At 72.2% G+C, this 20,688-nt stretch carries 26 protein-coding genes and 1 pseudogene; 8 read left to right on the top strand and 19 right to left on the bottom strand.

Annotated elements, in window-relative coordinates; translation table 11 throughout:
• Positions 1–61: 61 nt before the first annotated feature.
• The 6 genes from GKS42_RS10135 to GKS42_RS10110 all read right to left on the bottom strand — a co-directional run bounded on the left by GKS42_RS10135 (position 62) and on the right by GKS42_RS10110 (position 4,814).
• Positions 62–496: a VOC family protein gene (locus tag GKS42_RS10135; protein WP_210769349.1), complete on the bottom strand. Its 435-nt coding sequence runs from the start codon at positions 494–496 to the stop codon at positions 62–64.
• Between the two features lie 26 nt (positions 497–522).
• Complete coding sequence (locus tag GKS42_RS10130; RefSeq protein WP_154793709.1) at positions 523–1,290, bottom strand: maleylpyruvate isomerase family mycothiol-dependent enzyme; 768 nt, start codon at positions 1,288–1,290, stop codon at positions 523–525.
• A 61-nt stretch (positions 1,291–1,351) separates the two neighbouring features.
• The gene (locus GKS42_RS10125) at positions 1,352–2,413 is read right to left on the bottom strand and encodes an ATP-dependent DNA ligase (protein WP_154793708.1); all 1,062 of its coding nucleotides are present in this window, start codon (positions 2,411–2,413) and stop codon (positions 1,352–1,354) included.
• Positions 2,414–2,452: 39 nt separating this feature from the next.
• On the bottom strand, positions 2,453–3,076 hold the full coding sequence (locus GKS42_RS10120) for a 2'-5' RNA ligase family protein (RefSeq protein ID WP_154793707.1): 624 nt from the start codon (positions 3,074–3,076) through the stop codon (positions 2,453–2,455).
• The gene (locus GKS42_RS10115; protein WP_154793706.1) at positions 3,073–4,086 is read right to left on the bottom strand and encodes a hypothetical protein; all 1,014 of its coding nucleotides are present in this window, start codon (positions 4,084–4,086) and stop codon (positions 3,073–3,075) included. Before GKS42_RS10115 ends, GKS42_RS10120 begins: the two co-directional genes overlap by 4 nt.
• A gap of 20 nt (positions 4,087–4,106) precedes the next feature.
• The gene (locus tag GKS42_RS10110; RefSeq protein ID WP_154793705.1) at positions 4,107–4,814 is read right to left on the bottom strand and encodes a GNAT family N-acetyltransferase; all 708 of its coding nucleotides are present in this window, start codon (positions 4,812–4,814) and stop codon (positions 4,107–4,109) included.
• A 101-nt stretch (positions 4,815–4,915) separates the two neighbouring features.
• Here GKS42_RS10110 and GKS42_RS10105 point away from each other — a divergent pair, with 101 nt between their 5' ends.
• Genes GKS42_RS10105 through GKS42_RS26215 form a run of 4 tightly spaced genes read left to right on the top strand, consistent with a single transcriptional unit; the run spans position 4,916 to position 8,866 of the window.
• Entirely contained in the window at positions 4,916–5,515 is a 600-nt protein-coding gene (locus tag GKS42_RS10105; RefSeq protein ID WP_154793704.1) for a thymidine kinase, read from the top strand.
• A gap of 49 nt (positions 5,516–5,564) precedes the next feature.
• Positions 5,565–6,374, top strand: coding sequence for a nucleotidyltransferase domain-containing protein (locus tag GKS42_RS10100; RefSeq protein WP_232848006.1), 810 nt, complete (start codon positions 5,565–5,567; stop codon positions 6,372–6,374).
• Between the two features lie 42 nt (positions 6,375–6,416).
• Positions 6,417–7,529, top strand: coding sequence for a DUF4037 domain-containing protein (locus GKS42_RS10095; protein ID WP_154793703.1), 1,113 nt, complete (start codon positions 6,417–6,419; stop codon positions 7,527–7,529).
• A gap of 5 nt (positions 7,530–7,534) precedes the next feature.
• Positions 7,535–8,866 (top strand): DUF6176 family protein, encoded by a 1,332-nt coding sequence (locus GKS42_RS26215; RefSeq protein ID WP_210769348.1) that lies wholly within the window; start codon positions 7,535–7,537, stop codon positions 8,864–8,866.
• 36 nt (positions 8,867–8,902) lie between these two features.
• Here GKS42_RS26215 and GKS42_RS10080 read toward each other — a convergent pair whose 3' ends face one another.
• Positions 8,903–9,517, bottom strand: a complete 615-nt coding sequence (locus GKS42_RS10080; RefSeq protein WP_210769457.1) for a GbsR/MarR family transcriptional regulator — start codon at positions 9,515–9,517, stop codon at positions 8,903–8,905.
• Positions 9,518–9,685: 168 nt separating this feature from the next.
• Positions 9,686–9,808 (bottom strand): annotated as a pseudogene (locus GKS42_RS26920) (helix-turn-helix domain-containing protein); the annotation flags it as partial.
• A gap of 153 nt (positions 9,809–9,961) precedes the next feature.
• Between GKS42_RS26920 and GKS42_RS10075 the strand changes: the two are divergent.
• Both GKS42_RS10075 and GKS42_RS10070 read left to right on the top strand, forming a co-directional pair.
• The gene (locus GKS42_RS10075; protein WP_154793701.1) at positions 9,962–10,231 is read left to right on the top strand and encodes a hypothetical protein; all 270 of its coding nucleotides are present in this window, start codon (positions 9,962–9,964) and stop codon (positions 10,229–10,231) included.
• Entirely contained in the window at positions 10,228–11,619 is a 1,392-nt protein-coding gene (locus tag GKS42_RS10070) for a serine hydrolase domain-containing protein (protein ID WP_154793700.1), read from the top strand. The genes GKS42_RS10075 and GKS42_RS10070 overlap by 4 nt, the downstream gene beginning before the upstream one ends.
• Here GKS42_RS10070 and GKS42_RS10065 read toward each other — a convergent pair.
• From GKS42_RS10065 to GKS42_RS10015, 11 genes are all read right to left on the bottom strand, one after another.
• Positions 11,616–12,272 carry a nucleoside/nucleotide kinase family protein gene (locus GKS42_RS10065; RefSeq protein ID WP_232848005.1) on the bottom strand — a complete coding sequence of 219 codons (657 nt, stop codon included), beginning with the start codon at positions 12,270–12,272 and terminating at the stop codon, positions 11,616–11,618. The genes GKS42_RS10070 and GKS42_RS10065 overlap by 4 nt on opposite strands.
• On the bottom strand, positions 12,269–13,123 hold the full coding sequence (locus GKS42_RS10060; RefSeq protein WP_154793699.1) for a TrmH family RNA methyltransferase: 855 nt from the start codon (positions 13,121–13,123) through the stop codon (positions 12,269–12,271). The genes GKS42_RS10065 and GKS42_RS10060 overlap by 4 nt, the downstream gene beginning before the upstream one ends.
• A gap of 39 nt (positions 13,124–13,162) precedes the next feature.
• On the bottom strand, positions 13,163–13,552 hold the full coding sequence (rplT, locus tag GKS42_RS10055; RefSeq protein ID WP_154793698.1) for a 50S ribosomal protein L20: 390 nt from the start codon (positions 13,550–13,552) through the stop codon (positions 13,163–13,165).
• A 35-nt stretch (positions 13,553–13,587) separates the two neighbouring features.
• Positions 13,588–13,782 (bottom strand): 50S ribosomal protein L35, encoded by a 195-nt coding sequence (gene rpmI / locus GKS42_RS10050; RefSeq protein ID WP_154793697.1) that lies wholly within the window; start codon positions 13,780–13,782, stop codon positions 13,588–13,590.
• Between the two features lie 30 nt (positions 13,783–13,812).
• A complete protein-coding gene (gene infC, locus GKS42_RS10045; RefSeq protein WP_231955671.1) occupies positions 13,813–14,379 on the bottom strand; it encodes a translation initiation factor IF-3 in 567 nt (188 codons plus the stop codon).
• Positions 14,380–14,692: 313 nt separating this feature from the next.
• Entirely contained in the window at positions 14,693–15,478 is a 786-nt protein-coding gene (locus tag GKS42_RS10040; RefSeq protein WP_232848004.1) for an SseB family protein, read from the bottom strand.
• Positions 15,475–16,206 carry a bifunctional 1-(5-phosphoribosyl)-5-((5-phosphoribosylamino)methylideneamino)imidazole-4-carboxamide isomerase/phosphoribosylanthranilate isomerase PriA gene (gene priA / locus GKS42_RS10035; RefSeq protein ID WP_154793696.1) on the bottom strand — a complete coding sequence of 244 codons (732 nt, stop codon included), beginning with the start codon at positions 16,204–16,206 and terminating at the stop codon, positions 15,475–15,477. The genes GKS42_RS10040 and priA overlap by 4 nt, the downstream gene beginning before the upstream one ends.
• Positions 16,207–16,249: 43 nt before the next feature.
• The gene (gene hisH, locus GKS42_RS10030; RefSeq protein ID WP_154793695.1) at positions 16,250–16,870 is read right to left on the bottom strand and encodes an imidazole glycerol phosphate synthase subunit HisH; all 621 of its coding nucleotides are present in this window, start codon (positions 16,868–16,870) and stop codon (positions 16,250–16,252) included.
• A complete protein-coding gene (locus GKS42_RS10025; protein WP_154793694.1) occupies positions 16,867–17,601 on the bottom strand; it encodes a hypothetical protein in 735 nt (244 codons plus the stop codon). The genes hisH and GKS42_RS10025 overlap by 4 nt, the downstream gene beginning before the upstream one ends.
• On the bottom strand, positions 17,598–18,179 hold the full coding sequence (hisB, locus tag GKS42_RS10020; protein ID WP_232848089.1) for an imidazoleglycerol-phosphate dehydratase HisB: 582 nt from the start codon (positions 18,177–18,179) through the stop codon (positions 17,598–17,600). The genes GKS42_RS10025 and hisB overlap by 4 nt, the downstream gene beginning before the upstream one ends.
• Positions 18,180–18,259: 80 nt before the next feature.
• Entirely contained in the window at positions 18,260–19,402 is a 1,143-nt protein-coding gene (locus tag GKS42_RS10015) for a histidinol-phosphate transaminase (protein WP_154793692.1), read from the bottom strand.
• A 148-nt stretch (positions 19,403–19,550) separates the two neighbouring features.
• Here GKS42_RS10015 and GKS42_RS10010 point away from each other — a divergent pair, with 148 nt between their 5' ends.
• Both GKS42_RS10010 and GKS42_RS10005 read left to right on the top strand, forming a co-directional pair.
• Positions 19,551–19,922, top strand: coding sequence for a DUF952 domain-containing protein (locus tag GKS42_RS10010; protein ID WP_154793691.1), 372 nt, complete (start codon positions 19,551–19,553; stop codon positions 19,920–19,922).
• Between the two features lie 39 nt (positions 19,923–19,961).
• Positions 19,962–20,687, top strand: coding sequence for an aminoglycoside 3'-phosphotransferase (locus GKS42_RS10005; protein ID WP_154793690.1), 726 nt, complete (start codon positions 19,962–19,964; stop codon positions 20,685–20,687).
• The last annotated feature ends 1 nt before the right edge of the window (position 20,688 follow it).

Below are 20,688 nucleotides of genomic sequence, written 5' to 3'. Positions count from 1 at the left end.
GTGCGCCGCAGACTAGCGTGCCCACGGACGGTCCCACCATAGGGCGCGGCCGATCCGGGTATCAGTCGGCCCCGTCGAGGCCGGACTGGATCTCCTCGGCACTCCAGGTCAACGGGGTCTGCACCAGCCACTCGTGACCGAACGGGTCGCGGACCCGGCCACCGCGGGCGCCGTAGGGCTGGTCGCCGACCTCGAAGACGACCTCGCCGCCGGCGTCCACGACGTCCCGCGCGACGCCGTCGGGGTCCTCGGTGTCGACACTGAGCAGCACGCCCGGACGGCCGAGCGAGGTCGGCGACGGATCGTGGGTGTCCTCATCCTTGAGCTGCACCGTGGAGCCGAGGATCTGCAGTTGCGCGAACACCACGGACTCCCCGGCCGTGAACCGCTGCTGCAGTTCGGCCCCGAACACGCGTCGGTAGAAGTCGATGGCCGCGTCTGCGCCCCGGACCACGAGTTTCGGGGTGATCGACCCGGGTGATCTCATTGTGTCCATCGCCCCATCGTGCACCACTGGCCGGCTCAGCTCCACCGCACCCGCACGTCGCGCCACCGGTCCATGAGTCCGAGCCCGCCCGTCTCGACGATCTCGCTGCCGCGGTTCCACAGCCCCAGGTAGAGCTGCACGGCGGTGCCGGTCAGGGCCGGCTGCACCGGCCCCGCGACGCCTTCGACGACCAGCGGGCCGTCGCGCACCTGCACCGTCCAGGACGCCGCGGCGTCGGTCGGCCGCACCGTGAAGGTGACGTCGGAGCCGTCGAACAGTGGGCTCGTCCGCCGGCCCCGGGTCTGGAAGCCGAGAAGCAGTTCGTCGATGCCGTCGAGCGCCAGCTCGGTCGGGATCTCTACCTCGGCGGCGGTCGGCACCCTGCCGAGCGCTGCGGCGCGGGCGTCGACGGCGTGGATGGTGGTCTCGTGCGCCTGCCGTCGCGCCCAGAACAGTCGCGGCGGCGGTGCGTCGTTGAGGAAGACCATCGCGCGGAGGTCGCCGTCGGCAGCCGCGATCGCGGCGAGCAGGGCGTCGGCCCCCTCGCGCAGGTAGCCGCGCAGATCAGCCACCTCGGCGAGGATGCGCGTCTGCGTGATCGGGACGCCGGATCCCGATCCGCGGACGTTCCCGGCCGCCCAGCGATGCACCATCGCCTGATGCGCCAGCAGTTGGTCGGCCGTCCACGCCGGGCAGGTCGGGACCCGCGCCGTGGCGCCGGCGCGGGCATGCGCGTCGAGCATCTCCGCGACGCCCACGCCGATCGCGCCCAGGTAGTCCTCGAGTGCCAGGCGCATCGGCATGGAGCCATGCTGCCCGAACCCGTGCGCATCCGGTAGGGGTGCGCCGGTCCGCCGGCCACCGTCACCGGGCCAGGACGGAATCCAGGTCGTAGGCGACGGCCCGGTCCACCTGGTCGATCAGGCAGGACTCGGGCTCCCGGTCGGGCCGCCAGCGCAGGAACGTCACCGAGTGCCGGAACCGCCATCCCTCCAGCTGGTCGAACGCGACCTCGACCACCCGCTCGGGGCGAAGTCGCACGAACGAGACGTCCTTGCTGGCGCTGAACCGGGACCGGTCGGTCTCACCGCGCACCGCCTCGCCGTCGTCATCGCGGACCACCAACGGGTCCAGCTCGTCGACGAGCTCGAGCCGGCGCGCGTTCGTGAAGGCCGAGATCCCGCCGACGTTCACCAGGGTCCCGTCGCCGGTGTGCATGCCGAGCAGCAGCGACCCGACCCCCTCGCCGCTCTTGTGCACGCGGTAGCCGACGAGCACCGCGTCCGCCGTGCGGGCGTGCTTGATCTTCAGCATGGTGCGCTTGCCCGGGGCGTACGGCTGCGCGAGCGGTTTGGCGACGACGCCGTCGAGCCCGGCTCCCTCGAACCGCTCGAACCAGTCCCGCGCGAGTGCGTCGTCACCGGTCACCCTGGTGAGGTGGATCGGCGCGCCCGCCGCGACGCCGTCGAACAGTGCCTCGAGGCGCGCCCGCCGTACCGAGAATGGTTCGCCCATGAGGTCGGCGTCGTCGAGCGCGAGCAGGTCGAACGCCACGAACTCCGACGGCGTCTCGGCCGCCAGCCGGTTGACCCTCGACTCCGCGGGGTGGATCCGCTGCGAGAGCGCCTCCCAGTCCAGCCGCTGGCTGCCCGCCGCCCCGGAGCGCACCACGATCTCGCCGTCGATCGCGCACCGCTGCGGAAGGTGCTCCTTGATCGCCTCGACGAGCTCCGGGAAGTACCTGGTCAACGGCTTGCTGCCCCGGGAGGCGATCTCCACGTCGTCACCGTCGCGCAGGATGATCCCGCGGAACCCGTCCCATTTGGGCTCGTAGGAGTAGCCACCCTCGACGGCGTCCGGTGCGGGCACCGCCTTGACGGCCTTGGCGAGCATCGGGGTGACGGGCAGGTCGATCGGCAGGCGCATCCGCCCAGTCTGCCGTGACGGATGCCCGACGGCGAGGGGTCAGGCGTCGTAGCCGCGCAACGGGTAGGTGTCGATCACCTCGTGCAACGGCCCGCCGCCTGCTCCGGCACCGAGGCGGGAGGACACCAGCTCGACCGAGTCGGCCAGCCACGCGGGGCCGGAGTACACCGAGAGCACGCGGGCGAGCGCGCCCAGGTCCACGTCGGCCGCGCGCCGCGAACGCCGGGCAACGCTCAGGTGGGCGCGACGGCGCTCGCGCGCCCGGGCGTCGGGCAGCTCGTCCGCCGCGGCCATCAGTGCCAGCAACCGGGCCACGTCGCCCGCACGCGCGTGCGCACCGGCAGCCGCGCCACCACCCGCAGCGCCACCATCGACCGTGTCACCATCGGCCACCCCGACCCAGAGCGAACGCCCCGCGAACTCCCCCGCGCCCCGCAGCCGCAGCTCCAGCGGCGCGAAGCCGGCCACCAACCGGGCCAGCGGGTCCTGCAGTTCCGAGGCGGCGCCGTCGGGCAGTTCACCGAAGAACGCGACGGTGACGTGCTGCTGGTCGGCCGGCACCCACCGCAACGGCGCACCGGCGCCCAGGCGCAGCGCCGTGCTCGCCGCCCCCAGGTGGGCCAGCACCGGAGCAGGCGGTCGGATCGCCGCGAAGAGCCTCATGCGTCCTGGCGCCGCGCTCGCCGGCCCACGATCACCCCGATCGCGACACCGATCGCCGCGACGACCACCACGATCGCGGCGATCACCCAGCCGTTCAGGCTCACGGCCGGTTCCGGCAGCGCCTCGGGTCGCTCGACCATGGCCTGCGCGAGCTTGAGGTCGAGCACCGTCGCGTTCGTGCTGATCGCGACGGAGCCGCGGCAGCCACCACCGGAGGCGGGCAGGCACAGCTCGAGGTTCAGCTCGAGATCCACCTCGGCGCTGAGACCGACGGCGTTGGCCGAGCCGGCCGCGTCGTCGCTCTCGCCGACGCGGCCCACCCGCGCGTCGATGGCTCCGTCGGCACTGACCGCCGTGCCGATGAACTGGGTGATCGTGGACAGTCCGGGGAACTGCTCCTCGAGGAGTTCGAGGATCTCGGCGGTGCTGAGCGAGAGGGACAGGTCGACGAACTGCCCCTCCGGGATCGTCACCGGTGAGCCGAACACGGTCAGGCTCGTCACGGCGGCGTCCGCGGTGGGCGGGTCGGTCGGGTGCGTGGTGGCCGTGGCGTGGACGGGGCCGACGTCGAGCACCTCGTAGGAGAACAGGGTCACGTTCGCACCGCCGACGCCCGCGTGGGCGGAGAGGGTCTCGTTCTCGACCCGCTCGGTGTCCGCTGTGACCGCCTCGATGACGACCAGGTCCGCGACCGAGACCGGGCCGACGGCGTCGGACTCGGTGCCGCTGGTCTCCGCCGGGGTGCCGACCTGCGCCGCCGTGATGGTCTGACCCTGAAGGATCGGGTCCTCGGTGAGCAGGTCGATCACGGGTTGCAGGGCCCCGATCGCCCCGGTGGTGGTGATGGTCAGGTCCACCTCGGAGGCGACGGCGTACACCCCGGTCGCGCTCGCCACTCCCCCGGTCGTGGCCCGGGCGGGCGTGGCTCCGGTCGCGAGCGAAAGTACGAGCAGGGCGAGAGTCAGGACGGTGGTGCCGACGGCGCGGGCGGTGCGGGGGCGGGCCGTCATTGTTCGATGCTATCCGGCGGTCAGAGCGTGGCCGTCCACTCGGTGGTGCGGTGCTCCGGGACGCCGCCGTGCCGGGCCGCCATGGTGTGGGAGTCCCGGTTGCGCACGTCGGTCTCGGTCTCCACCTCGGTGACGCCGCGCTCGCGCAGGGTGGCGGCGACGGCGCCGAGGAGCCCGGCGGCGAGCCTGGTGCGCCGCCACTGCGGCACCACCCCCAGGCAGCCGAGCCGGGGCCGGGGCCGGCGGTACCAGACCCGGATCAGCCCGTCGTAGGTCCCGGAGCCCCGGTGCACGGCGATCAGGTACAGGTCCGGGTCGAACTCGTCGTCGGCGAGCGTGACCCGCAGGTCCTCGACGGTGCCCCTCCAGTCCTCGCTCCCCGGGATCTGGCGCCGCACGAGGTTGTCCAGGTCCCTCACGCGGACCAGGTCACAGCCGGTGACCGGGGTGAACTCGTGCGAGCCGCCGGTGACCGGCGCCGGCAGCGCGGCGAGCGGGAGGCGCCAGACCTGCTCGGTGCGGGCCGCGGTGAAGCCGAGGTCCGCCAGCGGCGCGTCCCAGGTCTCCTCGGTCGCCGTGACCAGGACCCGGTCGACGGCGGCGGGCCGGTCCGCGAGCAGGGCGGGCCACGCCTCGGTCGCTTCGGGCAGACGGAGCTGCCACTGGCCGTCGGGGCGTCGCCACGCGATCGCCGCGGCGCCTTCGGCGCACCACTGCGCGTAGTCCATGCCGGCCATGGTGCCAGTGCGAACGCGGGCCCGGCCACGGGATTATGCGTCACCCATGCCGGTGGGTGGCCGTGTCGGCCCGGGCAGGTAACCTCGCCCCCATGCGCACAGACATCGGGACCGCCGGCCGGATCGAGGTGGTCTGCGGGCCGATGTTCGCCGGCAAGTCGGAGGAGCTGCTGCGCCGGGTCCGCCGGGCCCGGCTGGCCGGCCTGGACGTCGAGGTCATCAACCATTCCCTGGACGACCGGCGCGGCACCGGAACCGTGTCCTCGCACGCCGGACAGAGCGCCGAGGCGCACATGGTCGCCGACGTCCCGGCACTCATGGACCTGGTCGATCTCATGGGCGTGCTCGAGGACCGTACGCCCGACCTGGTCGCGATCGACGAGGCCCAGTTCTTCGGCCCCGACCTCCTCGATGCGGCCACGGAGCTCGCCGGTCGCGGCATCGTCGTGGTCGTCGCCGGGCTGTCCGTGACGTTCGACGCCCGACCGTTCGAGCCGCTGCCCGCGTTGATGGCCGTCGCCGAGTCGGTCACGAAGCTGACCGCGGTGTGCGCCGTCTGCGGTCGGGACGCGGCGTTCCACCAGAGGGTCCGGGCGGGCGCGGTGGGAGACGCCCTGGTCCCGGGCGCCGAGCATGTCGGCGGCATCGAGAGCTACCAGCCGCGGTGCCGCCTGCACCTGGAGACCTCCTAGGGTCTGCCGGATACCGGTGCGAGGCCGCGAGCCGCATAGGCTGCCGGGCATGCTCCCCGCCGAGGTCCGCCGGGCCGTCGACGCCTACCTCGGCTGGGCCGACCGGCTGCTGCCCGGTCGAGTGGTCGGCGCCTACGTGTTCGGTTCCACGGCCCTGGGTGCCTACCGGCCGGGGCGCAGCGACATCGACCTGCTCGTGGTGCTCGACGACGAGCCGGTGACCGGGCACGACCTGCGCCGGCTGCGGGCCCTGCACGCGTCCCAGCTGCCGCGGGTGCTGGTCGGCCTGGCCCGTACCCGGCACCTGTTCGCCACCTGCAACACGGCGTTCGTCCGGCGCGCGGACCTGGGACGGCCCGTCACCAGGATCGAACCGGTCGCCTCACACGTGGGCCATCAGTTCGTCGCAGGTTGGGCCTTCGACGTGAACCCGGTGATGTGGCAGGTGTTGGGGAGCCGGGGCATCGCGTTGCGCGGCCCGGCGCCTGCCGACCTCGGCCTCGATCCGGAGCCCGGTCGACTGCGCGACTGGAACCTGGCGAACCTGCGCGGGTACTGGGCGGGACATGCCGACCGGGTCGAGGCCGGTACGGGTCCACTGCGAGCGGCCGCCGTCGAGTGGTGCGTGCTCGGCCCGCCCCGCCTGCACGCCACCATCACGACCGGAGCCGTGCTGTCCAAACGGGAGGCGGGGACGCACGCGATCCGCGCGTTCGGGCCGGACGTCGAGCCGATCGTCACGGTCGCGCTCGCCACCCTCGCCGGCGAGCCACTGCCGGCCGCACCGCCGCGCGAGGAGTGGCGGGTCCGGACGGCGGACTTCATGAGACGCGTCATCGAGGACGCGTCCGGGGTCTGAAATCCCTGGCAGCACGGCGGCCGCACATGGCAGGGTCGCGGCATGGAGCAGGCACCTGTGACGCACGTGTGGTCCGGCCACGCCACCGTCGACGGCGTCCCTGACGTCCCCGGGATCGAGCTCGCCGCAGCCTACTACCGGGACGTGGTCAGCCCGCTCGTGCTGGCTCGCCGGCCCGGGCTGCCCCATGCCGCGGCCCGGCTCGGCAGCGGCTCCGACGTGCTCGGCCTGGACGACGCGATGTCCCGCGACCACGACTGGGGCCTGCGCCTGACGCTGCTGGTGCCCGGTGACGCCGTCGCCGACGTCGACGCGTTGCTCGAGGCCGAGCTGCCCGCCCGGTACGCGGGCCTGCCCGTCCGGTTCCCGACCAGCTGGCAGCCGCAGGTGCGCCACCAGGTGGAGGTCGCCGAGCCGCACGACTTCGTGGCGTCCCGGACCGGGCTGGACACGCGCACCGCGCTCGAGGTCGCCGACTGGCTGAGCGTGACCGGGCAGGCGATGCTCGAGGTGACCGCCGGCGCCGTGTTCACCGATACGGCCGGGACGCTCAGCGAGATTCGCGAGCGTCTGGCCTGGTACCCCGACGACCTCTGGCGCTACCTCCTGGCCGCGGACTGGGCCCGGCTCACCCAGGAGCTGCCGTTCGTGGGCCGCACCGGCTCCCGCGGTGACGAGACCGGCGCCGCCGTCATCACCGCCCGGCTCGTCGACGTCGCGATGCACCTCGGGTTCCTCCTCGACCGGGCCTGGCCGCCGTACCCGAAGTGGCGGGGCAGCCGCTTCGCCGCGCTCCCCCACGCCGCCGAGGTCGGGCCCGCCCTCGCCAGGGCCGTCACGGCGCCGGTGTGGCGCGAACGCGAGGCCGCCCTGGTGGAGGCCCTGGAGGCATTGAGCGCACGCCAGCGCGACCTCGGTCTGCCCACACCGGACGTAGCCATCGAGAACTTCTGGGACCGGCCGTTCCGGTCCCTGGTCTCCCACGACGGACCGCTGCGCGAGTCGATCACCGACCCCGCCGTGCTCGCCCTGCCACCCGAGGTCGGCTCGGTCGAGCAGTGGGTCGGGAACGTCGCCGTACTGACCGACCCGGCGCGACGCCGTCGGGCTGCCGGGGCCATCGCCCCGCGACCCACCGAGGACGACGGGAACTGACAGCGATGCCCATCGAGAGCGAGATCCGCGACTACTACGATCAGGGCCGCGAGGCCGGCCGGCTCAGCGACGGCCCGGGCCTGCTCGAGCAGATCCGCACCCGGGAACTGCTCACCCGGCTGCTGCCGCCTGCCCCGGCCGTCGTGCTCGACGTCGGCGGCGGCCCGGGTGCCTACGCCGTCTGGCTGGCCGAGCGCGGCTACACCGTGGACCTGCTCGACCCGGTGCCCCGGCACGTCGAGGAGGCGAAGACCGCGAGCAGGTCGAGCACCGTGGCGGCCGACCCCCTGCACTCGGCCACGGTGGGCGACGCGCGCGACCTGCCGGTCGCCGACGCGAGCGTGGACGCCGTGCTCATGCTCGGCCCGCTGTACCACCTGACCGAACCCGACGACCGCGCGCTCGCGCTGCGCGAGGCGCACCGGGTGCTGCGCCCCGGTGGGGTGCTGCTCGCCGTCGGGATCAGTGCCTTCGCCTCCACCATCGACGGCATCGGCGCGTCCCACCTGGCGTCGGAGGAGTTCGCCGAGATCGTCGCCGAGGACGTCGCAACCGGGCGGCACCGCAACCCGAACAACGTGCCCGGCTGGTTCACGACCGCGTACTTCCACCGCCCGGACGAGCTCGCCGCCGAGGTCGCCGCCGCGGGCTTCGAGGCCGACGGCCCGTTCGCGATCGAGGGCCCGGGCGGTGCCACGGCGGCCATGGCGGAGCTGCTCGACGGCGGCGCGACGCAGGAGCGTGCACTGGCGGCGATCCGCCGGATCGAGCGGGTGCCGAGCCTGCTCGGTGCCTCGGCCCACCTGATGGTGCACGGCCTCGCCCGGGGCACCGAGCCCGCCGCCGGGCCGGGCGGGGCCACCGGCAGCGAACACCACCCGGTCGACTCGGCCGCACGCGAGCCGTACACGCCGTTCCGGCCCGTTCCGTTCGGCACCGAACCACACCCGATGCCCGCCACCGTTCCGGAAGGGCTCCGCCTGGCGTTGTTCCGGGCCCGCCTCCTCCCCGGCAAGGAGGCCGAGCTCGGCGAGTGGATGCAGATGCTCACCGACCGCTACGCCGAGTGCCAGGCCACCCTCCCCGCCGAGCGGGCCGCGTTCGAGGCGACGTTCAAGCACACCGAGGCGGACGGGTCCGTGTGGATGTACCACCTCGGCCTGACCGGGTCCGGCGGCGGCGGCCTGGACACGTCGAACCCGGTGGACGCCGCCCACGCGGCGTTCGACGAGCGCGTCAGGGAACGTGGCTGGGAGAAGCTGACACCGATGTTCCTGCTCGCGCCCGAGCACATCCTCGACGTGCTCGCTCGGTTCGGGAGGACGGGGCAGGACTGAGTCATCCGGCGGGGTCGTCTCGTCGCGCCCCGGGACTCAGTCGCCGCGCAGCATTGCGCGTTGTTCTGTTGACAGGCGGTCCGAGCGCGGCTCCAGGGCGTGGCCCGCATCCGATTCGCTCACGACGAAGGGATCGCTGAGTGCCGGTCGGTGCTGCAGCAGCCGGATCGCGTTGTGGATCCGGTCCGTCGGCCAGCTCAGAGCTGTGGCGAGTTCTTGTGGTGTCATCGGGCGCTGGCCGTGGCCGAGCGCAGCCACGACTGTCATGGCGTCATCGACACCAGGGTCGGCGAGATCGTTCCCCCGGAGCTGCGAGGCGAGGTTGCCGAAGAACTCGCCCATCCGGGCGAGGCGGATGCCGGCCTGGGTGTCCGTGCCGAAGAGGGCAAGGCCGCGCTGGGCGGCATCGGCAACGCTGGCGTGTCCGCTGGAGTCGGCTCGGATGGCTTGGGTCCAGACGTCGTCCCTGATCGAATAGCGTTCTCTGCGGCGGCCAGGTTCGGGCTGGCGTACGACCAGCTCCATGGCCTCCAGGTAGCTGATCGCCTTCGACACCGACGCGGGGCTCACGTCCAGTTCTCGCACGAGGTCGGCCGCGGAGACCGTGGCGGTCATCGAGGTGATCAGGCTGGCGAACACCCGCGAGGCCATGCGGGGCATTCCGGTCCCGACGAGTTGTGATGCGAACTCGTCGACGAACGCGCGTGCTCGATCGTCGCCGGCGTTTGGCTGCGGCGCGATGGTGCGGCCGCGGCCCTTGCGATGCGTCGCCTGCTGGGCCCGGTCTGCGGTGTAGTCGCTGTGCCCGTTGCGGGCGACTTCGCGGCTGACCGTCGAGGTCGGTCGCCCGATCCGTCGTGCGATCTCCGCATACGCCAGTCCCTCAGCCATGCCGGCGGCGATCGCCTGCCGGTCTCCGAGACCCAGTCTGCCTCCGGCCATCCGCCACCATCTCCGATCGCAATGTCACCGCATCCACGATTGCGTTCAGGGACAGCTCCACGCAACGATTGCAGGCTTTCCGGGACTTTACATTGACGACTTGTGAAACGCAACGTAGCTTTTCAGCAAATGGAAAGTCTGAAGGAGGACACTATGCACGTCCTGGTGCTTTCGACTGTGACGGACAACGCCCGGTTCTGGGGCGGGTTGAAGAAGGCGTATGCGCGCCTACCTCTGGGTGCCGCATGGGTTCTGGCACTGGCGAGCACGGACGGGACGCGAGCGGTGAACGTGATCACGCACGACTCCGTCGATGCCGTCCGCGACATCCTGGACGGGGCTGCGGGCTCGTCGGCGATCACAGAGTATTTCGAGGCCGACGCCGCGAACGCGATCGGGCTCGCCGAACAGGTCGGCTCGTGACCCGGCTGCGGAACCTGTCCACCCCGATCGCCGAGATTCTCGCCGCGTACCAGGCGCCTGGTGCGGCCGTGGGCGTGATGCACCGAGGGGTCGTCACCGAACTCGTGTATGGCGTGAAGGACATCGTGACCGGGGAGCCCGTCGCATCCGACACCGTGTTCCAGTGTGGGTCTCTGACGAAGTCCTGGACGGCGCTGGCCTTCATGCAGTTCGTCGACGAAGGCAGGGCGGCCTTGGACGAGCCGGTGCGCAGCCACCTGCCGCAGTTCAAGGTCGCCGATCCCGGCGTCAGCGCCCAGCTGACGCCGAGGCACCTCCTGAACCACACCAACGGCATCGAAGAGGTCGCCGAGGACCCTGGCGAGGACGAAGGGGTGTATCTGCGCATGGTCGATGAGATCGTCGACGCGCACCAACTCAGCCCTCTTGGCTCTGTCCACGGATACAGTGCCGCTCTCGGCTATGCGATCCTGGCCCGGATCATGGAAGTCGTCGACGGCAAGCCGTGGGATGCCATCATGGCCGACCGGATCTTCGCACCGATGGGCCTGGTCAGCACGAACACATGGCGCGGCGGGGTCGATCCCGCACGCGCCGCGCGTGGCCACTTGGTCCGCTCCCTCGAGGAGGGACCGATCCCCACCCCTGTCGACTACCTCCCCCGGGCCTTCGGGCCGGGAGGCAACATCACCTCCACCGTCGGCGAGGTCCTTGCCCTCGCTCACGTCTATCTGAATGCCGGCCTGGCCCGAAACGGTCGCCGAATCGTCTCCGGAGAAGCGGTGCGGGAGATGATGACTTCACGAGTTCCGATCCCGGACCCCTACCTTCTCGGACAGGAGTGGGCCCTCGGCCTCGTCGTGTCCGACTGGCACGGACGCACCGTCTACGGCCATGACGGCAGCACCATCGGACAGAACGCCCGCATGCGCGTCCTCCCTGAGGACGACCTCGCGCTGGTCCTGCTGACCAACGGCGACTCTCGCGACAGCCTCTACCGGAGGATCTTTGATCTCATCCTGACCGAACTAGGCACCGTGACGATCCCACCGCTGCCTGTGCCGGACCCGGCACTGTTCGTCTCCCTCGACCCTGCACGCTACGTCGGTGTCTACGAACGCCCTGGCACCCGTTTCGAAGTCATCACCGAACACGGCGGACTCCGACTCACCCTCGACGTCGACCCCATCCAAGCCGCGCTCCTGGACCTACCCGACCGGATCTCCCGCGACCTCCTGCCGATCAGCGATACCCATTTCCTCATTCCCGCCAACGATCCGCTCGAGGAGTCCCAGACCGCCGCGATCTTCGACTTCCACGACGGACACGCCCAGTACCTGCACACCAACGGACGTCTCCACCCACGACGGCACCGAGCTGGCGGCTAGTCCCAGTCGACGACCAGCTCCGCGGCCTCGGCGGTCGCCTCGATGAGCTCGGCGTTTCGGGCGTCGGAGCCGTCGGTGAACGCGAGCGCACGCTCCATCGACTTGCCGTTCGCCAGGTGCCGGGCGAGCAGCCGTTCGCGCCGGGCCACCGGGTCGGTGCGCAGGAACCACGTCTCGTCCAGGACCTCCCGCACCCGGTCCCACGGCGGGGTGTCGGCGAGCAGGTAGTTGCCCTCGGTGAGCACCACCCGCACGTCCGCGGCGACCGGGACGTGGCTGCCGATCGGCTGCTCGAGCACGCCACGGACGTAGCGGGGCGCGTAGATCACGTCGTCTCCCGGGCGCTGCGCGCGCAGGCGACGGAGCAGCGCGAGGTAGCCGTCGCCGTCGAACGTGTCGATCGCGCCCTTGCGCTCGGCGCGGCCGAGGCGGTCGAGCTCGGTCTGAGCGAGGTGGAACCCGTCCATCCCGACGACGGCGCAGCGCACTCCGCCGGCCTCGAGCGCGGCGCCGAGGGCGTCGGTCAGCGTGGACTTGCCTGCTCCCGGGGAGCCGACCACGCCGATGAGGACCCGGTCCGTGGAGCCCAGGAGGTCGCGGATCCGCCGCACCAGGGGCCCGACGGCGTCCGGTGCGGCACGCAGGTCGCTCACTCCTCGACCGATGCCCACGGGCGGCGGTGCCGCGGGGCGCGGCCGGAGGCGTACAGGCACAGGGTCGCTGCCATGGCCAGGTTCAGCGACTCGGCGCGGCCGCGGATCGGGATCCGCACGACGGCGTCGGCGAGCTCACGCTCCTGTTCGCCGAGTCCCCAGGCCTCGTTGCCGAACACCCACACCGTCGGCGCGGCGATGTCGGCGCCGCTGCGTGGGGAGTCGGCGAGCTCGTCCAGGTCGACCGTGCCGGCACCGTCGGCGGCGAGGATCTGGAACCCGGCGGCACGCGCCGCGTCGATCGCCTCGGCCAGACCGGGTCCGGTGACGACGGGCAGGTGGAACATGGAGCCCGCGGTGGCCCGCACCACCTTGGGATTGTGCTGGTCGACGCTCGCGGAGGTGAGGACGACCGCGTCGGCGCCGGCGGCGTCCGCTGCACGGATCACGGTCCCGGCGTTGCCCGGGTCACGAACCTGCGACAGCAGGGCGATCAGGCGCGGCGCGGGCTCGGCGGCCAGCACCGACTCGAGCGTCCGCTCCCAGGTGTTCAGGACGGCCAGGACACCCTGGGCGTCGGGGCTCATCGCGTCGAGCACCTCGGGGCTGCCGAGGTGCAGGTACAGCCCGGCCGCTCCGGCCTCGTCGACGATCTCGGTGTACCGGTCGGCGGCCTGCGGCGTCAGGTAGACGTCACGCACATGCTCGGCGGCGAACCGGACCGCCTCGCGCACGGCCTGCGGTCCCTCGGCGAGGAACTGGCCGTGTCGCGAACGCGCCGAACGCCCGGCGAGGCCACGGACCGCCTTCACCCGCTCAGCGCGGGGGTTGGTCAGGTCCGGAAGGGGCATCGTCCGGGCGTTCGGTGTGCGTTCGGTGCTTCGAGTTGGTCAGGCAGCCGGCGTGGCCGGCGCGTTGACGTCCTCGGGAAGGCTGTTCTTGGCCACCGTCACCAGCGCCACGAAGGCGGTGATGTCGTTGACGGCGAGGTCGGCGAGGACGCGACGGTCCACCTCGACACCCGCGGCCTTGAGACCCTGGATGAAACGGTTGTAGGTGATGCCGTTCGCGCGGGCCGCGGCGTTGATCCGCTGGATCCACAGGCGACGGAAGTCACCCTTCTTGGCCCGGCGGTCCCGGTAGGCGTAGGTCAGCGAGTGCGTGACCTGCTCCTTGGCCTTGCGGTAGAGACGCGAGCGCTGGCCGCGGTAACCGCTGGCCCGCTCGAGGGTTGTCCTGCGCTTCTTCTGGGCGTTGACCGCCCGCTTGACGCGTGCCAAGTCGTACTCCTAATTCTCGGTGTAAAGGCGCGGCGTTACTTGCCGAGCAGCTTCTTGATCTTCTTCACGTCGGCCGGGGAGACCTCGACGTCGTTCACGAGGCGGCGCGCCTGGCTGCTGGTGCGCTCCTGGAACTTGTGGACGTGACGGGCACGCTCGCGCATGACCTTCCCGGAACCGGTGATCCGGAAGCGCTTCTTGGCACCGGAGTTCGTCTTGTTCTTCGGCATCTCTTGTTCCTTGTTGGTAGCAGGCTGGGGTCAGCCGGCTTCGGTCGCCTCAGGCTCGGCAGGCTCCGCGGTGGCGGCGGCCTCCTGAGCGCGGCGGCGCTGTTCGTTGCGGGTCTCGGTCTTCTTCTTGTTCGGGCCGAGCACCATCGTCATGTTGCGACCGTCCTGCCGCGGGGTGCTCTCGACGTGACCCAGTTCTGCCACATCCTCGGCGAGCCGCTGCAGCAGGCGCATGCCCATCTCCGGGCGGGACTGCTCGCGGCCGCGGAACATGATCATCACCTTGACCTTGTCACCGGCCTTGAGGAACCGCTCGACGTGGCCCTTCTTGGTGCCGTAGTCGTGCGGGTCGATCTTCAGCCGGAACCGGATCTCCTTGAGGACGGTGTTCGCCTGGTTGCGCCGGGCGTCACGTGCCTTCATGTCGGCTTCGTACTTGAACTTGCCGAAGTCCATGAGCTTGCAGACCGGCGGGCGCGCCTCGGGGGCGACCTCGACCAGATCCAGATCGGCCTCCGCCGCCAGTCGCAGTGCGTCCTCGACTCGAACGATGCCTACCTGCTCACCGTTCGGCCCGACCAGACGCACCTCCGGCACGCGGATCCGCTCATTGATGCGGGGCTCGCTGATGTGGTGCTCCTTACGAGAGAGTTCAAAGTCACCGCGCCACACGGAAAAGGCCTCCGGGTGCGGTGCACACGGAGGCCTCTGGTCGCGTCCCGGCACGAGTCGCCTCGGCCGGCACTGAGAGTTCGTCAGAACCCTCGACCTGAACCCGTACTCTGTCGGCGGCTTGATCCGTTCCGGTCGAGCAAAGGTGGGAGAAACTCCGCTTGCACACCGGTCACGCCGAAGCGAGACCAGTCGGTCAGTGACCAACACTAGCACGGGGGTCCGGGCCGGCCGCACCCTAGGAGGATGTGGCGCTCACCACCCGCACCTCGAGGGAGTCCACCCGCCCGGCGACGATCTCCTGCGCGGCCAGCACGGCACCGGCGCGGCCGACCACCTCGTCCAGTCCGGTCCGGTCCAGCCCGGGCCGCAGCACCAGCACCACCCGCACCTCGGCCCGCTCCCCCGGTTCCACGCGGGAGTCGACCACGCCGGGCACCGGCGCCAGGGCAGCCCGGATCGCCTGCGTCACCGCCGGGTCCTCGACGGCGGGCACCCACTCGCGCTGCGAGGCGATCGCCCAGACGGCGGGCCGCGGCACCAGCACGGGTACCGGGCCGGCCGGGTCCAGGACCAGCAGCCCGTCGGCGTCGGCGGCCGCGGAGAGCGCGGCCCGCACCCCCTCGGCCGGGATCGGCCGGGCATCGGCTCTCCACGCGGTCAGGGCGGCGAGCCCGGAGAACACCGGGATCGCGGCGCGCCCGTCCGGCGTCGCGACCGTGACCATCGCGGCCGAGGCGCTCTTCTCCCCCGCGAGCTGCACCTGATGTCCGTTGATCTCGTGCCCGACGGCGTCGGCTCGCTCCTCCAGGTGCGCCACCACGGGCACCAGGACCCGCGCCGCGCCGAGGGCGCGGACGACCGCGCGAAGGCGCGCTCCGCCGTCGGGCTCCGAGAGCGCAGCGGCCAGACCGGGATCGGTGCCGCCGTCGTCCCCCGCGTACTTGGGGGTGGGCGGCAGCGACCGCCCGCCGCCGGCCGGCAGCGGCCGACCGTCGGGCAGCCGGTCCGGCACCGGCCTCACGGGCGGCCGGCGACGTCCAGCGCCTCGCCGAGCGTGAACGCGCCGGCATACAGCGCCTTGCCGACGATCGCGCCCTCCACGCCGACGTCGGTCAGCGTCCGCAGGGCGGCCAGGTCGTCGAGGCTGGAGATGCCACCGGAGGCGACCACCGGGGCGGTCGTGGCGGCACTGAACTCACGGAGCAGGTCCAGGTTCGGGCCGCGCATGGTGCCGTCCTTCGTGACGTCGGTGAGGACGTAGCGGGAGCACCCGTCGGCGTCCAGGCGCGCGAGCACCTCCCACAGGTCGCCGCCCTCCTTGGTCCAGCCGCGTGCGGCCAGCGTGGTGCCGCGCACGTCCAGCCCGACCGCGATCCGATCCCCGTACTTCGCGATCACCGACGCGGTCCAGTCCGGGTTCTCCAGCGCGGCGGTGCCGAGGTTGACCCGCCGGCAGCCGGTGGCCAGCGCCCGCTCGAGGGACTCGTCGTCCCGGATGCCGCCGGACAGCTCCACGGCGACGTCGAGGGTTCCGACGACCTCGGCGAGCAGCTCGGCGTTCGACCCGCGCCCGAACGCGGCGTCCAGGTCGACCAGGTGCACCCACTCGGCGCCACCTGACTGCCAGGCCAGCGCGGCGTCCATCGGGGCGCCGTACGTGGTCTCGGAGCCGGCCTCACCCTGGACCAGGCGCACGGCCTGACCATCGGCGACGTCCACGGCGGGCAGCAGTTCGAGGCGGGTACTCACAGGGGATCTGGGTCCTTTCGGGGGTGCGGCGCGTTCGGCGCCGTCAGCGCAGGGTGGCGAGCCAGTTGCGCAGCAGCTGCGCACCGGCGTCGCCGGACTTCTCGGGGTGGAACTGGGTCGCGCTCAGGGCGCCGTTCTCGACGGCGGCGACGAACGGGTGGCCGTGCTCGGCCCAGGTGACCCGGACGTACTCGGGGGCTGTGCGGGCGGCGTAGGAGTGCACGAAGTAGAAGCGTTCGTCGGCGATCCCGTCGAAGAGGACGCTGCCCTCGGGTGGGGTCACCGTGGACCAGCCCATGTGCGGCACCACCGGAGCCTCCAGACGCTCGACCAGACCGGGCCACTGGTCCAGTCCGTCGGTCCGCTCACCGTGCTCGACCCCGGCGGAGAACAGGACCTGCTGTCCGACGCAGATTCCGAGGACCGGGCGGCCACCGGCGAGCCGCCGCTCGATCATCCGTGGCGCGCCGACTCCGACCAGGCCCGCCATCACGGCGGCGAAGGCGCCCACGCCCGGCACGACCAGCCCGTCCGCGGCGGCGACCGCGTCGGGGTCGGCGGTCAGCTCCACCTGTGCGCCGACGCGTTCGAGCGCGCGCACGGCGGAGCGGACGTTCCCCGAGCCGTAGTCCAGGACCACGACCGTGGGGGCGGGTGCGGTCACGGCTTCTTCTTCCGCTGGGTCCGGCCGAACAGGCGGCCGGCCTGCCACCGGGTCAGGTTCCCGGGCTTCAGGTGACCGGGGGCCTGGTCGGGTGTGATGACGCCGAGGAGGAGGTTCTCGAGGACGTCGTCGGCGTTCGCGAGGATCAGGCCGGCGCTGACCTCGGCGCCCGGCTCGCCGTTGACGTAGTTGCGCCCGCTGATCGTGCCGGTCAGGCCCTCGTCGCCCTCGCCCAGCCGGGAGATGAGCAGCACGACGCCGGCCTTCGCCGTCCGCGAGAGCGTCCTGGCGAGATCGACGGCGGCGGCCGGTGCCCCGGTGAGGAACTCCTCTGGGTCGACCTCGTCGGCCTGCGGGAGCACTCGCACGGCGAGGCTGCCCCGTTTGATCGGCACGATGTCCGCCTCGATCTTGGCGATGGCGCACAGCCCGGCGAGGGCGGGCGCCGACGTGATCGGGGTGAGCACCACGGCGACCACGGAGCGCTTGCGGACACCGTCGGCACCGAAGGCGGGAACGGCATCGGCGCCGTCGGCCACGGGCTCCGCCGCGCCGTCGCTCGCCCGCTCGGCGCCGGCCTGCCCGGCGGCCGAACCGTCCACCGGCTGCCGGAACTGCCGGTCGGGCTCGGCGGCGGCGCCGAACGCCTCCTCGAAGGCGGCCTCGAACGCCGCCTCGTCGAACTCCTCCGGCGAGCCACCGCCGTCGGGCCGTTCGCCGGTGTCGTTCACAACGCGCCCTTGGTCGAGGGCACGCCCGTGACCCGCGGGTCGCGGGCGACCGCGAACCGCAGGGCGCGCGCGAACGCCTTGAACTGGGCCTCGACGATGTGGTGCGGGTCGCGGCCGGCGAGCAGGCGCACGTGCAGGCAGATGCCCGCGTGCAGCGCGATCGACTCGAACACGTGCCGGGTCAGGGAACCCGTGTAGTGGCCGCCGATGAGGTGGTAGACCTGCGCCTCGCTCTCACCGGTGTGCACGATGTAGGGCCGGCCGGAGACGTCCACGACGGCCTGCGCGAGGGCCTCGTCCAGGGGCACCAGGGCGTCCCCGAACCGCGAGATGCCGGACTTGTCCCCGAGTGCCTGGCGCAGCGCCTCGCCGATGCAGATCGCGGTGTCCTCGACGGTGTGGTGCACGTCGATGTCGGTGTCTCCGGTGGCACGCACGGTGAGGTCGATCAGGGAGTGCTTGCCGAGGGCGTTGAGCATGTGGTCGAAGAACGGCACGGTCGTGGACACGTCCACGGCACCGGTGCCGTCGAGGTCGATCTCGACCACGACGCTCGACTCGGACGTGGTGCGCTCCACCCGGGCGGAGCGGTGCGCGGAGGCGACCCCCGCCGTCGGGCTCGCCGGTGCCTGCGCTGCGTCGACCTGGCTGGACTCGCTCACCGGCCGGTCACCTCCTTCAGTGCGCCGCGGAACGCGGCCATCTCCTCAGCGGTCCCGATCGAGACGCGCAGATACTCGGTGGGACCAGTCTCCCTGATCAGCACGCCGCGATCGAGCAGACCCTGCCAGATCGCGTGCCGGTCGTCGAACCGGCCGAACAGGACGAAGTTCGCATCCGAGTCGGCGACGGTGAAACCCTGCTCGCGCAGCCAGGACACCGTCGCGTCCCGTTCCGTGCGCAGTTGCGCCACCTGCGCCTGCAGCACCGCGCGGTGCCGCAGCGCCGCGCGGGCCACCGCCTGGGTGACCGCGGACAGGTGGTACGGCAGCCGCACCACCCGCAGCGCGTCGACCAACTCGGGTGCGGCGGCCAGGTAGCCCAGCCGCGCACCGGCGAACGCGAACGCCTTGGACATCGTCCGGGACACCGCGAGGTGCGGGTGCCGGGCCAGGATGCTCAGCGCGCTCGGAGTGCCGTCGCGGCGGAACTCCGCGTACGCCTCGTCGACGACGAGCACGCTCGCGGCGCCGTCCGGCCCGGTGTTCGTGGTCGCCGACGCGATCGCGTCGATGGTCGCCACGTCCAGAGCGGTGCCGGTCGGGTTGTTCGGGCTCGCGAGCAGGACGACGGCGGGGCGTTCGTTCTCGATCTGCGCGATCGTCTCGTCGGGGTCGAGACTGAAGTCCGGCCGGCGGGTCCCGGCCACCCAGCGGGTGAACGTGTCGCGGGCGTACTCGGGGTACATGGAGTAGGTGGGCGCGAACGACATCACGCTCCGACCCGGTCCCCCGAAGGCCTGCAGCAGGTGCAGCATGACCTCGTTGGAGCCGTTCGCGGCCCAGAGGTTCGCGACCTCGAGATCGCGGGCGCCCGACTCCGCGGCGAGGTAGTCGGCGAGGTCCTGGCGCAGCGCCGGGAAGTCCCGGTCCGGGTAGCGGTTCAGGCCCGCGGCCGCGGCGGCGACGGACTCGGCGATGTCCGCGACGACCTCGGCCGGCGGCGCGTACGGGTTCTCGTTGACGTTCAGCAGATGCGCGACGTCCAGCTGCGGGGCGCCGTAGGGCACCTCGCCGATCAGGTCCGCGCGCAGAGGCAGCGCGACGGCGAGGGCTGGCTGGGTCGTCGGGTCACCGGTCACGGGGCAAGTCTAGGAGCGCCGGAGCACGAGAGGGCCGTGGCGCCCGTCACTCGGACGCCGACGACCTGCCGGAGCGCGCTGCCGGACCGCCGCCGCGGCCGTCATCGCCTCGGTGCGTGACGCCGTCGGGCACCGTACTCTCACGGGCATGAGCGCAACGATCCTGCACCTCGCCCACGCCGCCGACTGGGCCGCCGCGAGCGCGACCGGCGAGTACGCCGTTTCCACCCGCGGCGCCACGATCGAGCAGGTGGGGTACATGCACTGCTCGTTCCCGCGCCAGGTCGCCGGCGTGGCCGAGGCGTTCTACGCCGACGATCCGGAGCCGCTGGTGGTGCTCGAGATCGACGTGGCGGCACTCGAGGCCGCGGGTCGGACCGTTCGGGTGGAGGCGCTCGACGGTGCGCCGGAGCCGTTCCCGCACATGTACGGCGGGCCGCTGCCGGTGGCCGCGGTCGTGTCCGTTCGCGGTGCCGAGATCGATGCGCAGGGGCGCTTCCGGTTCACCGACGGGGGCTAGCTCCTCTGACCACGCTTCCGGGCAGGGCAGGATGGAACCATGTCGATCCCCATCGAACCGGTCACCGAACCCGCGGTCGTGCGGCGTCTCGCGGGCGACGCCCGGCTGACCCCCGTGTGGCGCAACGGACTCGGCGGGGTGACGTTCCGTACCGACGACGGCCGCTACCTCAAGTACGGCCCACGCAACGCCGAGACCTCGATGGACGCCGAGGCCGCGCGCCTGACCTGGGCAGCGCCCCACTCTCCCGTGCCCCGCGTGATCGAGGTGGGCGGTGACGCGACGCACGAGTGGCTCGTCACGGCAGCCATCGACGCGGAGACCGCGGTCGCGCCACGGTGGATCGGGGATCCGGCAACCGCCGTGCGCGCCGTCGGCGAAGGGCTCCGAGCATTGCACGAGGCACTGCCGGTCGATGCCTGCCCGTTCGACTGGAACGTGCCGACCCGCCTCGCGAACGCACTGGCCCGCGGCATCCAGGTGTCCGACCCGCTGTGGGAGCCACCGCCCGTCGACCGGCTCGTCGTGTGCCACGGCGATGCGTGCTGTCCGAACACGCTCCTGGACGACGGCGGATCCTGGGTCGCGCACGTCGATCTCGGCGCGTTGGGTGTCGCCGACCGATGGGCAGACATCGCGGTGGCGTCGATGAGCACCGAGTGGAACTACGGCCCAGGGTGGGAGGACGCGCTCATCGCCGCGTACGGCGTCGTTCCCGACCGTGCGCGCCTCGCGTACTACCGAGACCTCTGGAACGGGACCTGAC

This window comes from Occultella kanbiaonis (genome assembly GCF_009708215.1).
Taxonomy (GTDB): Bacteria; Actinomycetota; Actinomycetes; order Actinomycetales; family Beutenbergiaceae; genus Occultella; species Occultella kanbiaonis.
The sequence above is the reverse complement of the archived record's forward strand: the minus strand, read 5'-3'. Positions and strand labels throughout refer to the sequence as shown.